The organism is Methylotenera sp., from assembly GCF_030653755.1.
Classification (GTDB): Bacteria; Pseudomonadota; Gammaproteobacteria; order Burkholderiales; family Methylophilaceae; genus Methylotenera.
Genome location: NZ_JAURYU010000046.1, coordinates 64,222 through 78,520, shown reverse-complemented (window position 1 = coordinate 78,520; position 14,299 = coordinate 64,222). Strand labels below are relative to the sequence as shown.

Below are 14,299 nucleotides of genomic sequence, written 5' to 3'. Positions count from 1 at the left end.
CTATTAGCGCACTAACACTTGCACCTCGAGCATGTTCAATTGGGGCAATATACCAATCATTTATTTCGTCCTTCAATGCATCAATCACACCCTTAATATCTTTATCTGCAAGCATTGAGAACACAGAGAAAACCTTCATCTGTCGTTCAGTATTATTGATAGCTACATTTTTTAACTTAAGCGCCTTTAGATTTTCTGCTAAAGCAACTGCAGCATGAGGGTTATGTGCAACATCTAGGATCAACCAAGGAAATGTGGGGTCAGTATAAAATCTCCCAATGAGTTTAACGTCTTGCATTGCTTTTGCAATTGCCTTTACAGGCACGGGCAACACTGACTGTAGCATTGTAACTGCCGCAACAGCACACGCGGCATTACTTAGTTGATACTGGCCTTTCAACGCAGGAGTCGGCAAGTAGTAAATTCGCTGCTGATTACTTAAATAATGCCAACCAGAACCATCTACTTCATATCCAAATTGATGATGTATGCATTTCAAATCAGCATTCACCTCTTTCGCATAAGCAATTAATGATTCAGGTGGATTGATATCACCACATATTGCTGGAATTAAAGGTCTATAGACGCCAGCCTTTTCAAAACCAATAAGCTCACGTGTGTGCCCTAGAATATCCTGATGATCCAAATCTACATTGGTCACAATCGTACAATCTGGTTCAAAGGCATTCACAGCATCTAATCTACCGCCAAGCCCTATTTCTAATATCGCAACATCAACTTTTGCTTGAATAAAATGCCACACAGCCGCTAATGTGCCAATTTCAAAATAGGTCAGCGATATTGCATCAAGGTCATCCAAACCACCTTGCCTAGCGTCATCAACAGCAGAAAATGCGGCGCATAAAGACGCATCACTGACTTCTTGACCATCTACGTTGACACGTTCGTTGTAACGTAAAATGTGTGGTGAAGTATAACAACCTACACGATACCCTGCATGTTGATAGATTTGAGACAACATGGTGCAGGTTGAGCCTTTACCGTTGGTGCCAGCCACTGTAATAATCTTAAATTCTGGCTTTAAGCCTAATCTATCAGCAACGTTCCTGATGCGATCCAAACCCATTTCTATGGCGTTTGGATGCAGTTGCTCAATATATTTTAACCAAGCTGATAAATCTTTAGGTGACGTTTCAGGTGTCAAACTACTAAACATGCAAAAAACCTTTATGCATTTAAAGTCCGTCCTAAAGGTTAATCGCTAAGTTTAAAATATAATCAAACCAGATATTAAGCTACAGCTGGTAAACGCATTAAATTAGCTAAAAGTGAAGCTAATCGATTACGCATCTCACGGCGATCAATAATCAAGTCAATTGCACCATGCTCTAGTAGAAACTCTGCTCGCTGGAAGCCATCGGGCAATGTCTCACGAACGGTCTGCTCAATCACACGAGGGCCTGCAAAGCCAATCAAAGCTTGTGGTTCTGCCACAATAACATCACCTAACATGGCAAAACTAGCAGAAACTCCACCCATTGTTGGGTCTGTCAAAACCGAGATATATGGCAAACCGGCTTTACTTAATTGCGTGAGTGCTGCACTGGTTTTTGCCATTTGCATGAGCGATAACAAACCTTCTTGCATACGTGCACCACCACTGGCAGAAATACAAATAAATGCCATTTTATTGTCAATCGCAGTTTGTACGCCACGCGCAAAACGCTCACCCACAACAGAGCCCATAGAACCACCCATGAACTTGAACTCAAACACCGCAACAACCGCTGGCACTGATTTGATACTACCCTGCATCACGATTAAGGCATCTTTTTCATTGACGGCTTTTTGCGACTCTTTAATACGCTCAGCATAGCTTTTGCTATCTTTAAATTTAAGTGGGTCAATTGGCTGTACATTAGCACCAATCTCGAATTGGCCTTCAACATCTAGCAGCTGCGCTAAACGTGCACGCGCGCCTATACGATTGTGATATCCACATTTAGGACAGACTTCCGAATTGTCTTCTAAATCTTTACGATAAAGCACAGACTGGCAAGATGAACACTTACTCCATAATCCTTCTGGCACTGTTTTCTTATCAGCACCAACAACACGTTGAATTTTTTGCGGTAATTTATTTAACCAACCCATTGCATATCCTTTTTAACAAATTACGCAGCGTCAACTGCGGTTTTTAATTCTTTCATCAATGCAGCGACATTCTCTAATAAATTATCATCATTAGAAGCTTCAATCTCCTGCACCATACGGCTACCTACAACAACCGCATCAGCAATCGCTGCTGTTGCTTTTGCTGTAGCTGCATCCCGTATACCAAATCCTACTCCAACAGGTAGATTTGTTTGCTCACGTATAGAAGCTACGCGTGCAGAAACTTCTACAATATCTAAATTCGCAGCACCAGTAACTCCTTTGAGTGACACATAGTATACAAAGCCACTTGCCTGATTAACAATTAACTCAACACGCTTTGGTTCGGTGGTTGGTGACAACAAGAACACAGGATCGATATCACGTGCGCGTAACTCTTTAACAAACTCACTGCACTCTTCTGGCGGATAATCCACAGTAATCACACCATCAACATCTGCAGTTTTTGCTCTGTCAGCAAACACTGTCGGCCCAATCGCTTCAATCGGATTAGCATAACCCATTAATACAATCGGCGTTGTTTGATTGGTTTGGCGAAACTCTTTCACCATCGCTAACACTGCTGTTAACCCAACTTTATGCACCAAAGCGCGTTCGCTAGCACGCTGAATAACGGGCCCATCTGCCATCGGATCAGAAAACGGTACGCCAAGCTCAATCATGTCTGCGCCATTTTTAACTAAAGTGTGCATTAAATTAACAGTGTGCTTAGGATGTGGATCACCTGCAGTGATATAGGGAATCAAGGCTGTTTTACCTTGCTGTTTTAAAGTAGCAAAAGTTGTTTGAATTCGTGACATAGGTAGCTTAATGTTGTACTAGTTAATTTATATAAGGCAAAATTTTAATCAATTGAATCACTTCACAAAACTCATGCGCATGCTGTATTAATCTAGTCCAGCGCTACATATAATTTATTTGAAAGTATCTGACTTAAAACTCCCCTTAACGTTAAAGTTTATAAAGTAATGTTTGCAAGCTTAGCAACCGTGTTGATATCTTTATCACCACGGCCAGATAAGTTAACCAACACGATTTGATCTTTACTCATGGTTTTAGCCATTTTTTGTGCATGTGCTAACGCATGGCTAGATTCTAATGCAGGGATAATGCCTTCTGTGCGGCATAAATTATGAAATGCAGCCATTGCCTCATCATCAGTAATCGCCACATATTCCGCGCGCTTAATATCTTTCAGCCATGCATGCTCTGGACCCACACCAGGGTAATCTAAACCAGCTGAAACAGAATGCGTCTCGATAATCTGACCGTCTACATCTTGCATTAGGTAAGTACGATTGCCATGTAAAACACCAACTGGGCTATTTGCAGTAAGCGGTGCAGCATGCATACCTGTCTCAATCCCATGGCCTGCGGCTTCAACGCCAATTAATCTAACATTAGGCACATCAATATACGGATAGAATATACCCATCGCGTTTGAACCACCACCAACACATGCCACGACAGCATCAGGCTGACGCCCTGCCATTTCCATCATTTGTTCTTTTGCTTCGATGCCAATCACGGCTTGGAAATCACGTACCATCATTGGGTATGGATGCGGACCAGCAACGGTTCCGATGATATAAAAAGTATTATGCACATTAGTCACCCAATCACGCATCGCTTCATTGAGTGCATCTTTAAGTGTTTTAGAGCCACTTTCAACAGGCACAACCGTAGCACCTAATAACTTCATTCTGAATACATTAGGCGCCTGACGTTTAACGTCTTCACTACCCATGTATACCACACACTCTAATCCCAAACGTGCTGCGATAGTAGCTGTGGCAACGCCGTGTTGTCCAGCGCCAGTCTCAGCAATCACTCTAGGTTTACCCATGCGCTTTGCAAGTAACGCCTGACCAATCGTATTATTGATTTTATGCGCGCCAGTATGGTTCAAATCCTCACGTTTCAAGAAGATTTGAGCACCGCCAATTTGATCAGATAAGCGTTTTGCATGATAAATCGGGCTTGGACGACCAACAAAATGTTTCAAATCATATGAATACTCAGCTAAGAACTCAGGGTCATGGCGATATTTTTCATACATCAAACGTAACTCATCAAGTGCCTCAACCAATGTTTCCGCGACAAAAGTACCACCGAACTGACCAAAATGCCCACGTGCATCTGGCATATCATAAAGCTGCATATTCAATCTCCACTTAAACTTACTGCACTCTGTGCAAATTACAAATAGACTTGTTGCATAAATGCAGCAATTTTTGCTGCATCTTTAATTCCTTTTGATAATTCCACACCACCACTCACATCAACTGCATAAGGCTTAACTTGTTGAATCGCTAAGGCAACATTCTCCGCTGTTAACCCACCAGCTAATACGACTGGCTTATTTAAATTAGATGGGATTAAACCCCAATCAAACACATGTCCCGTACCTCCAGCCACACCTTCCGTATAGGTGTCTAACAACAATGCTCTGGATGCAGAATAATCTTTCGCACATTGTACCAAATTTGTGTCTGACTTAACGCGAATTGCCTTGATAAAAGGTAAGTCATAGCGCGAGCATTCTTCAGGTGTTTCATCTCCATGAAATTGAAGTAAATCTAACGCAACATTCGAGATTACATGACGAACAAAACGCTCTTCAGCATTGACAAACAAGCCAACGACACTCACAAACGCTGGAATTTTGTTGACAATCTGAACCGCTTGCTCAATAGACACAGCTCGCGAGCTTGGCGCATAAAAAACCAAACCTATCGCATCAGCACCATGTGCTACAGCTGATAAAGCATCTTCTACCCTAGTAATACCACAAATTTTAACTCTAACTCTCAAACCCATATCCTTTAACTTGTGCGAACAAAGTCACTTGCATTACTTACTATTAACAATAGGCGATGTCATTGTAACGCTAAACCAATATTTTCAAGCCTGACTGAATACTTTTTGGCAAACCCCACTTCTCGTCATACCCAACATCGGTTAAATACAAACCACTTGGAGAAAATGTTGGTGGCGACAATGTGCGATCCTTGTTTTGCAACAACGCTTGCATATAACTGGGTGGATATTTACCTTTTCCAATATAAATTAACGCGCCGACCATGTTACGTACCTGATGTTGCAAAAAGGCATTGGCTGAGAAGTTAAACAGAAAGTATTGCCCAGCGTTTAGAACCTCTGCTTTGGATAAGGTTCTGACAGCGGTTTTTGCCTGACATTCGGACGCACGAAAAGCCGTAAAATCATGCTCGCCAACTAAATATGTGGCAGCATCGCGCATTGCTGCATAGTCTAAAGGCAAATGAAACCAGCCCGCTTTATTAGCCATTATTGCTGAAGCTACGGGCGCGTTGTATAGCAAATACTGATAACTTCTACTAAATGCAGAAAATCGTGCATGAAAATCTTCACCTACTTCATGCGCCCACTCCACTCGTACCGTTTCAGGTAGATGCGCATTAACCCCTCGCACCCACGCAGATAAGGGCCGATTTGCATCAGTATCAAAATGCACAACCTGGCCTAAGCCATGAACACCTGTATCTGTTCTGCCTGCCGCATGCACTCTAACTACATGTTGCGCAACACTCTGAATCGCCGATTCCAATGCATCTTGTACACCACAAGCTGACGGCTGACTCTGCCATCCACAAAATAGCGAGCCATCATAAGACACTCCTAAAGCGACCTTCACAAAAACCTCATCGCAATCATCACCCCTAAACCAAACAACATCACAACCATCACAATTTTATCTGTTAAATTAAAAGCGCTCTTCTCAAAATAGACAACATCGACAACTGGCAGAGCCTCTAGCTCGCGATGGATATCATTAAAGTGTCTAAAACTAAAATTTGCTTTACTTTTGATTGCAACCTCGTCAACGTAATTAAGGGTAAGCAACAAGCGAACTGAGAATTTCTTCACATCTAGACCAATGTATTTTAAAGGCTGCAACAGCATATATAACGCCAGCATCAGCTCCTCTTTAGTCGTTGTAGTTAGCAATACACTAAGCGCCGCTAGTGCGACGATCAACCTTGATATTTGCAATACTCCAAGATGCAACCCTTCAAAACTTGGCGCAATACTTAATGGAAAATGAGGAACAAACTCTCCTGGGGTACCGAATGCATAGATTAAGAATATCGAAAAGAAAAACCAACGCATCCGCTTTAATGTAGTCCAAAAAACTTTGAACTGTAGTTTAATCGCCAACAAGCAGAGTGTTAGCAATATTGCCATCAATAACCGAGACCCCACAACACCAGCAACTAATAGTATCAATAAGAACATTAACACCTTAACAAAGGGGTGCATAGTTGGTGAATCCATGATTAACAAACTCTAGTCACAAGGTATATTTTTACAATAATTAAAATCAAGCTAACTTCACTCTTTAGGCTATATAATAAACAGACTTATGATGAACAAAAAGGCCGAGCAGATGCTCGGCCTTTTTGTTTCGCTTATCACTATAATCCTGCTAACAATTGCTCAGCTTTTGATTTTTGTAGTGGGCCACCTTCTTTTAACACTTCTTCTAGCAGCTCACGTGCACCTTCTTTATCATCCATATCAATGTATGCCGCAACTAAATCTAGCTTAATCTCTACATCTTGATTTTCAGAAGCTGCAGAGTCAGATAACTCAGAAGCAAGTCCATCATCAGCTTTCTCAATCAAAGCTTGAGCATCATCATCACCTAAATCTAAGCTTATTGCAGAAAAGTCAAAATCATTAGTAGTAACATCAGCCACAGAATCTTTAGTATTAATTTCAGTCATCTCCAACTCGTCATCAAGTGGGAAATCAAAATTAACACTCTCAACTGAAGATTGATCAGCTTTATTAGCTATAACTAGGTTTTCAGTTTGAAGTAGATTATCAGAAAGACTAGCATCCTCGATTTTATCTGATGGAATATCAAATGATATCTCTATCGGCGTATCTGGTATTTCAAATGCCACAGGCTCTGGAATAGAAAAGTCTATAGAACTATCCTCAACACTCAACTCATCTTTTAATTCTGGAGAATTACTTTCTGCAGACTCACTCACAAATTCAATATTAGGTGCTGTTTCAAGAAACGATGGCACTTCAAAAGAGGTTGGGTCGTTTAATGTAGCTTCAGACTCCAAATTATCTGGCGTTAATGCAGATGTCTCGCCCACACCATCAGAACCAAATGTAAACTCTAATGTATTATCATCAAGTGAATTCACTGCTTCCTCTGTCACAGCACTGTCAGCAAGCATCGACTCGTTAGCTCGCTCAGGCTCAACTTCAGGAATACCTAAATCAAAATCAAGACTTTCATCAGCAACTTGGGCTGAAGCAAAACTTTCAACCACTGCTGGGCTCGGGCTAAACTCAACTGCAGGCTCACTAGCTGCTAACAGGATGGGTTTAGACTCTTCACTCTCCTGCACTGCATCACTTGCTTGAAGAGAAGCGCTAGAAACATCATCTAAAGAAAAGTCTAAGCTAACATCTTTTGACGAGAGCATTTCAGCTGCAATCAAACCATTCTGAGTCGACTGCTCTGAAGGAGCTATGGTGGCAAGACTTGAAACATCATAAAGTGGATTTTCTGGCTCTAATTTTTCACCCATCTCAGCAACTTTTGCCCAAGTAGGGTCATCGGCACCTAAAGTGGTATATAACTCTCCAGCAACGGCCTCAAATGCAGAAACATCTTTACGTCCAGCATACATTTCCAACAGCTTCAGATGTAATTCATATCGTTTTGGCTCTTTGAGAATAGCATCTTTGAGTATTTCTTCAGCTTGCGCATCACGCCCATAAGCCATATAAACTTCAGCTTCAGCGATAGGATCAACATCGTTAGTGTCAATCATGCTGCCATCAGCACTCTGCGCGAAGTCAGTGAGGAAGGATGTATCTGACGTACTAGAATTACCAGTGGTATTACCAAACACGGTATTTGCACGTAATCCACCTGATGTCAGAATACCGCGTTCAAAGCTATCGAGCTCTTTCCTACGCTTATTACGCAAAAACAACCATCCAGCACCCAATACCAATAAGGCAGATGTCCCGCCTAGCAATTTAATATCTAAGCTAGCCAATAAACTCTCAATGAAAGATGGTTCTGGAGTAGGCTCAGGTGGGGGAGCTTTGGTTACCGCTTGCTTTTCAGGATCAGCTTTGACTGCTATAGACTCTGTAATTACTGGCGTCTCAGCTATAGGCTTTTCAACTTCTGGCACAGAAGCTAGCTCTGCACTTTTTTGCAACTCAGTCATGGTCTGATTTTTCAGCGCCAATAACTTTTGCATATCTTCAATTTGCTTTTCTAATGCCGCCGCACGTGATAATGATTCTTTCAGGGCATTTTCGCGTGCAGTTGCCTCTTCTTGTAGTGCTGCAATTTTTGCATCGGCTTCAGCCGCTCCTGATTTTTGATTAGGAACGACATTTTTATCACCTGCAGAAAGTTTCACGACATCCTGCGCACCTGGCTTAACAACGGCAGATTTGTCTTCTGCTGAAGCAATTTTCCCTGATGCTGATTGCTTGGGTTCACTCTCTTCTGAAGCTAGTGTCGTCTTTACATTTCCTGCAAGAGAGTTTCGATACGCATTCCAGTTAGATGCATGTACTTTCAGTGCTTGCTTTGCTTGCTTTGGATCAATTGAGTTCAATGTTTCAGCAGAAGGTGCCTTAATGATTTGCCCAACCTTTAGTTGGTTCATATTGTCATTAGCAAAAGCAGATCTGTTATTTTCAAACAATCCTACTAACATTTGGTCAAGGCTTACACCCTCAACCTGCATCTTGTGCGCTATTGCAGCTAATGTATCACCACGTTTAGTAGTGAGTTCGTCCTCAGCAGCTTCTTTTTGCAGAGCATCCTCAGGTTTAACAGCGCTAGCCTTTTTCTTGGAAGATTTACTTGTATTTGATGCTAAAGAACGTTGTGTATTAGAGCTAGTAGATACACCCGTACTAGCAATTGGCTTGGTAACTGGTGAAAAATCAAAAGCTGAATTAGCCGCCTGTTTGTACTCAGGAGGATCTAGTAAAACTGTATATTCGCGTAACAAACGCCCTGATGCCCAGTCAACTTGGATTAACATATCCAAGTATGGATCATTGATAGGTATAGTTGAACGGATTCTTAAAATTGGTGCGCCAGCATCACTTTTAGCTAGATCAACTTTAATGTTATTGTGAATACCAAGGCGAGTAATCCCCTGTACATTATATGCCTCATCTGAAGCAATTGCTGCTGTCAAGGTAGACAGTTCTTCTGGAGTAACAGATAGAAGTTCTACGTCTATTTTTAATGACTCACCCAACCCTGAATTAACATTTAGCTTCCCTAAGCCTGCTGTGTAGCCAATGATTGGCATGAACGCCATGCAGACCGCTAACGAAATTTGCTTTATTTTTGATTTACGCACATCGCTACCTTTAAACGTACTAAATATTTGCATTATGAAAATAACATCAAATAGTTAGGTATGCAAGCTCATAATGCACATTATATTTAGCCGCCATCTAGCTAGGGCGTTTAGTAAAATGTTTTTACAATCAAGAATTTCTTTAAATGGATTTATTTTTCTATTAAAATCCGCAACATACGACGCAATGGCTCAGCTGCTCCCCATAGCAACTGGTCACCTACCGTAAATGCAGAAAGATAGTCGTTACCCATATTTAGCTTACGCAATCTACCCACTGGGGTGGTTAGTGTGCCAGTAACCGCAGCTGGCGTTAACTCGCGCATGCTAACTTCACGCTCGTTTGGAATTACTTTAGCCCATTGGTTTGCTTCGGCCAACATTTGGCTAATTTCATCCATTGGCACATCTTTTTTAAGCTTAATGGTTAGCGCTTGACTATGACAACGCATTGCGCCAATTCGCACACATAGCCCATCAATCAGCACAGGATTCGCTTCACGGCCCAAAATCTTATTAGTTTCAACGCCGCCTTTCCATTCTTCTTTACTTTGGCCATTTCCTAAATCTTTATCAATCCAAGGAATAAGGCTTCCAGCTAAAGGCACGCCAAACTGTGCTGTAGGGAAACGTTCATCACGCAACGTACCAGCCACTTCTCTGTCGATATCTAAAATTGCAGAAGCGGGGTCCTTCAAGAAGTCACTTGCTACTCGGTGTGCCTCCCCCATTTGATTAAGCAATTCACGCATATTCTGCGCACCTGCTCCAGAAGCAGCTTGGTAGGTCATTGAGGTTGCCCACTCGACTAAATCTGCTTTAAACAATCCATTTAAAGCCATTAGCATTAATGACACTGTACAGTTACCGCCAACCCAGTTCTTATTGCCGTTAGTGTAAGCATCTTGAATAACATGCATATTGACTGGATCTAGCACAATCACTGCGTCACTCTCCATACGTAGTGTTGAGGCCGCATCAATCCAATGCCCATTCCAGCCAGCCGAGCGTAACTGCGGAAAAATCTCAGTGGTATAGTCGCCGCCTTGACAAGACACGATAGCATCCATCACTTTAAGCGCGTTAATCTCCTTAGCATCCAATAATGCGGGTGTTTCTTTCCCCACATTTGGGCCTTTACCTCCCACTTGTGAGGTTGTGAAAAATTGCGGCTGAATGAGTGCAAAGTCATTTTCTTCTAACATGCGCTGCATCAAAACAGAACCAACCATGCCACGCCAGCCAACAAAACCTACTTTAAGCATTTTATTTTCCACTTTTAATAATTAACGGTTACTGAAACAAATCCAACAGGGTAGTGAAATAAACGCTAATCACACTAAGACTGCGTCAACAAAATCACTAGATTAAAGGGCTGCAACTACAGCATCACCCATTGCATTACAACCAACTTTATTTGAACCTTCTGTCCAGATATCAGCTGTTCTATAGCCTTGTGCCAGTGCATTTTTCACTGCATTTTCTACACGTTGCGCATTGGCTTCGTCATTAACCGTGTAACGCAACATCATGGCAACTGAAAGAATTGTCGCTAAAGGGTTAGCAATATCTTTACCCGCAATGTCAGGTGCTGAGCCGTGGCTAGGCTCATACATACCTTTATTGTTTTCATCTAAAGAGGCAGACGGCAACATGCCGATAGAGCCTGTGAGCATAGATGCTTCATCTGACAAGATGTCGCCAAAAATATTGCCTGTTACCATCACATCAAACTGCTTAGGTGCACGAATTAACTGCATCGCTGCATTATCTACATACATATGGCTCAATTCGACATCAGGATACTCAGCCGACAACTCAATCATGACTTGACGCCATAACTCAGTTGCCTCTAGCACGTTAGCCTTATCCACAGAGCACACTTTTTTATTACGCTTCATCGCAATATCAAAAGCCACACGACCAATACGACGAATCTCAGACTCGTTATAGCGCATAGTGTTTACGCCTTCACGCTCACCATTTTCTAATTTAGAAATGCCACGTGGTTGGCCAAAGTAAATGTCTCCCGTTAGCTCACGCACAATCATAATATCTAAGCCTGAAACCACTTCAGGCTTCAATGTAGATGCAGAGGCTAGCTCTGGATACAATAATGCGGGACGCAAGTTAGCAAAAAGGTTTAGCTCTTTACGAATACGTAACAAACCACGTTCAGGGCGCAAGTGACGCTCAAGTTTATCGTACTTCCAGTCACCAACCGCGCCTAATAAAACAGCATCTGATTCTTTAGCCAACTTTAAAGTTGCATCTGGCAAAGGATCGCCTGAAGCTTCATAACCAGCACCACCAATTGGCGCCTCAGTCATGCTGATATCTAAATTAAGTGCATTTAAAACTTTAACCGCTTGTGCAACGATTTCTGGGCCAATACCATCACCTGGCAATACTGCTATTTTCATGAAAATAACTTTCTTAAACTTAAATTTACTAAACTAAATTTGAACGAGACTAACAGGGCTATTTCCAACGGAGCTTTAACCCCCTACAGGTTTAATAACCTTAGTTAAAAAGCCATGGCTGAGTTTGTTGATGATTAAGCTCAAACGCCTTAATTTTATCCTGTTGTTGCATGGTTAAACCGATATCATCTAATCCGTTTAACAAGCAATGCTTACGGAAAGCATCTACTTCAAATGAATGCACTTCGCCTGTTGGTGTTGTAATGGTTTGCGCACCTAAATCAACATTAAGCTTGTAACCTTCAGTTGCAGCGACTTGATTAAACAAGCCATCAACAACATCTGCACTCAATACAATAGGCAACATGCCATTTTTGAAGCAGTTGTTAAAGAAAATATCAGCAAAGCTAGGCGCAACAATCACTTTAAAACCATAGTCCTCCAACGCCCATGGTGCATGCTCTCGACTAGAACCACATCCAAAATTTTCACGTGTTAATAACACACTAGCACCTTGATAGCGTGACTGATTTAACACAAAATCAGGATTTATCGGGCGCTTGCTATTATCCACACCAGGCTCACCTTGGTCTAAATAACGCCATTCATCAAATGCGTTTGGGCCAAAACCACTACGTTTGATTGATTTCAAAAACTGTTTAGGAATAATAGCGTCAGTATCCACATTCGCGCGATCCAACGGTGCTACTAACCCTTCTAATTTAACAAATGGTTCCATTAGTTATTGGGTGCTTTCTGAATTTTATCGCCAGCTTGTTCCAAGTCTTTACCAAAGCCATGCCAAGTGTTGCAGCCGCTTAATACCAGTGCAAAACCAAGCGCCACCAATACAAATAATTTATTCATTTATTACTCCTAATCATTGTTTATGGAAAATTAAACAAACTGCCTGACATCAACAAAATGCCCAGCAACCGCCGCCGCCGCTGCCATTTCAGGGCTAACCAAATGCGTACGCCCACCTTGCCCTTGGCGACCTTCAAAGTTACGGTTACTAGTTGATGCACAACGCTCACCAGAAGCCAAGCGGTCAGCGTTCATCGCCAAGCACATAGAACAGCCTGGCTCGCGCCATTCAAAACCAGCTTCTGTAAATATCTTGTCCAAACCCTCTTGTTCAGCTTGCGCCTTCACCAAGCCAGATCCTGGCACAACAAGTGCAAGCTTGACATTAGGTGCAATGTGCTTGCCTTTTGCAATAGCAGCCGCAGCGCGCAGATCTTCAATACGTGAGTTAGTGCAAGAACCAATAAATACTTTATCGATTTGAATATCACTAATTGGCGTATTGGGTGTTAAGCCCATGTAAGCATAAGCACGCTCCCAATCACCACGCTGAACTTCATTTTTAGCCATCTCTAAACTTGGCACTTTTCCATCAATACCCACTACCATTTCAGGTGATGTACCCCAAGTCACTTGTGGCTGAATTTCTTCTGCATCCAACGTAACGATTGCATCAAACTTCGCACCCTCGTCGCTGTGTAAAGTGTTCCAGTATGCGACAGCAGCGTCCCACTGCTCAGCTTTAGGCGAAAATGGACGGCCTTTTACATAGTTGATCGTTGTATCGTCAACAGCCACAATCCCAGCACGCGCTCCAGCTTCAATCGCCATATTGCATAAAGTCATGCGGCCTTCCATGCTCATATTGCGTATCACAGAACCTGCAAACTCAATTGCATAGCCATTGCCACCAGCTGTACCTGTTTTACCGATAATCGCAAGTGCTACATCTTTAGCAGTAACGCCTTTTTCTAACGTGCCATTTACCACCACTTGCATCGTTTTAGATTTTTTCTGCACTAAGCACTGCGTCGCCATCACATGCTCAACTTCTGACGTACCAATACCATGTGCCAATGCACCAAATGCACCGTGCGTACTTGTGTGAGAGTCACCGCAAACCACGGTCATACCTGGCAAGGTAGCACCCTGCTCAGGGCCGACCACATGTACAATCCCTTGGCGAGAATCCATAAATGGAAAGTAAGCTTTTGCGCCAAATTCACGGATATTGTCGCTTAAGGTTTCTATCTGTAAGCGAGCCACAGGATCAGCAATGCCAGACAGCCCTTTATCCCAGCCATTCGTTGGTGTGTTATGGTCTGCCGTTGCCACTATAGATGAAATACGCCAAGGCTTACGCCCAGCTAAGCGCAAACCTTCAAAGGCTTGCGGACTTGTCACCTCGTGCACCAAATGACGGTCAATATAAATCAGCGCCGTGCCGTTTTCCTCAGTCACAACGTGGGAATCAAACAATTTATCGTATAACGTTTTTGCCATATTTCTCTGCTTTTTTAA

The 14,299-nt window shown here is 42.4% G+C and carries 13 protein-coding genes; all 13 read right to left on the bottom strand.

The genetic code is table 11. From position 1 onward, the window contains the following. A partial coding sequence (gene folC, locus Q7U33_RS10025) for a bifunctional tetrahydrofolate synthase/dihydrofolate synthase (RefSeq protein ID WP_304860400.1) occupies positions 1 to 1,177 on the bottom strand: 1,177 nt, incomplete at its 3' end. Between the two features lie 74 nt (positions 1,178 to 1,251). After that, positions 1,252 to 2,115, bottom strand: a complete 864-nt coding sequence (accD, locus tag Q7U33_RS10020; protein WP_304860398.1) for an acetyl-CoA carboxylase, carboxyltransferase subunit beta — start codon at positions 2,113 to 2,115, stop codon at positions 1,252 to 1,254. Positions 2,116 to 2,135: 20 nt separating this feature from the next. Further along, entirely contained in the window at positions 2,136 to 2,936 is an 801-nt protein-coding gene (gene trpA / locus Q7U33_RS10015; protein WP_304860396.1) for a tryptophan synthase subunit alpha, read from the bottom strand. Positions 2,937 to 3,094: 158 nt separating this feature from the next. Further along, entirely contained in the window at positions 3,095 to 4,297 is a 1,203-nt protein-coding gene (trpB, locus tag Q7U33_RS10010; protein ID WP_304860394.1) for a tryptophan synthase subunit beta, read from the bottom strand. Positions 4,298 to 4,335: 38 nt separating this feature from the next. Beyond that, a complete protein-coding gene (locus Q7U33_RS10005) occupies positions 4,336 to 4,950 on the bottom strand; it encodes a phosphoribosylanthranilate isomerase (protein WP_304860392.1) in 615 nt (204 codons plus the stop codon). A 76-nt stretch (positions 4,951 to 5,026) separates the two neighbouring features. Beyond that, positions 5,027 to 5,812: a tRNA pseudouridine(38-40) synthase TruA gene (gene truA / locus Q7U33_RS10000; protein WP_304860389.1), complete on the bottom strand. Its 786-nt coding sequence runs from the start codon at positions 5,810 to 5,812 to the stop codon at positions 5,027 to 5,029. Further along, entirely contained in the window at positions 5,809 to 6,453 is a 645-nt protein-coding gene (locus Q7U33_RS09995) for an energy-coupling factor transporter transmembrane component T (protein WP_304860386.1), read from the bottom strand. The genes truA and Q7U33_RS09995 overlap by 4 nt, the downstream gene beginning before the upstream one ends. Before the next feature lie 140 nt (positions 6,454 to 6,593). Continuing rightward, positions 6,594 to 9,581, bottom strand: coding sequence for a FimV/HubP family polar landmark protein (locus Q7U33_RS09990; RefSeq protein ID WP_304860384.1), 2,988 nt, complete (start codon positions 9,579 to 9,581; stop codon positions 6,594 to 6,596). A gap of 119 nt (positions 9,582 to 9,700) precedes the next feature. Beyond that, positions 9,701 to 10,813 carry an aspartate-semialdehyde dehydrogenase gene (asd, locus tag Q7U33_RS09985; RefSeq protein ID WP_304860382.1) on the bottom strand — a complete coding sequence of 371 codons (1,113 nt, stop codon included), beginning with the start codon at positions 10,811 to 10,813 and terminating at the stop codon, positions 9,701 to 9,703. Positions 10,814 to 10,915: 102 nt separating this feature from the next. After that, a complete protein-coding gene (gene leuB, locus Q7U33_RS09980) occupies positions 10,916 to 11,971 on the bottom strand; it encodes a 3-isopropylmalate dehydrogenase (protein WP_304860380.1) in 1,056 nt (351 codons plus the stop codon). Between the two features lie 100 nt (positions 11,972 to 12,071). Continuing rightward, on the bottom strand, positions 12,072 to 12,710 hold the full coding sequence (gene leuD, locus Q7U33_RS09975; RefSeq protein WP_304860377.1) for a 3-isopropylmalate dehydratase small subunit: 639 nt from the start codon (positions 12,708 to 12,710) through the stop codon (positions 12,072 to 12,074). After that, the gene (locus tag Q7U33_RS09970; RefSeq protein WP_304860375.1) at positions 12,710 to 12,838 is read right to left on the bottom strand and encodes an entericidin A/B family lipoprotein; all 129 of its coding nucleotides are present in this window, start codon (positions 12,836 to 12,838) and stop codon (positions 12,710 to 12,712) included. The genes leuD and Q7U33_RS09970 overlap by 1 nt, the downstream gene beginning before the upstream one ends. A gap of 30 nt (positions 12,839 to 12,868) precedes the next feature. After that, a complete protein-coding gene (gene leuC / locus Q7U33_RS09965) occupies positions 12,869 to 14,281 on the bottom strand; it encodes a 3-isopropylmalate dehydratase large subunit (protein ID WP_304860373.1) in 1,413 nt (470 codons plus the stop codon). Positions 14,282 to 14,299 lie beyond the last annotated feature (18 nt).

Coding starts and splice junctions, on each gene's coding strand:
- leuB (WP_304860380.1), bottom strand. CDS start 11,971: ATGAAAATAGCAGTATTGCCAGGTGATGGTATTGGCCCAGAAATCGTT.
- leuD (WP_304860377.1), bottom strand. CDS start 12,710: ATGGAACCATTTGTTAAATTAGAAGGGTTAGTAGCACCGTTGGATCGC.
- trpA (WP_304860396.1), bottom strand. CDS start 2,936: ATGTCACGAATTCAAACAACTTTTGCTACTTTAAAACAGCAAGGTAAA.
- trpB (WP_304860394.1), bottom strand. CDS start 4,297: ATGCAGCTTTATGATATGCCAGATGCACGTGGGCATTTTGGTCAGTTC.
- Q7U33_RS09990 (WP_304860384.1), bottom strand. CDS start 9,581: ATGCAAATATTTAGTACGTTTAAAGGTAGCGATGTGCGTAAATCAAAA.
- leuC (WP_304860373.1), bottom strand. CDS start 14,281: ATGGCAAAAACGTTATACGATAAATTGTTTGATTCCCACGTTGTGACT.
- Q7U33_RS09970 (WP_304860375.1), bottom strand. CDS start 12,838: ATGAATAAATTATTTGTATTGGTGGCGCTTGGTTTTGCACTGGTATTA.
- Q7U33_RS09995 (WP_304860386.1), bottom strand. CDS start 6,453: ATGGATTCACCAACTATGCACCCCTTTGTTAAGGTGTTAATGTTCTTA.
- asd (WP_304860382.1), bottom strand. CDS start 10,813: ATGCTTAAAGTAGGTTTTGTTGGCTGGCGTGGCATGGTTGGTTCTGTT.
- accD (WP_304860398.1), bottom strand. CDS start 2,115: ATGGGTTGGTTAAATAAATTACCGCAAAAAATTCAACGTGTTGTTGGT.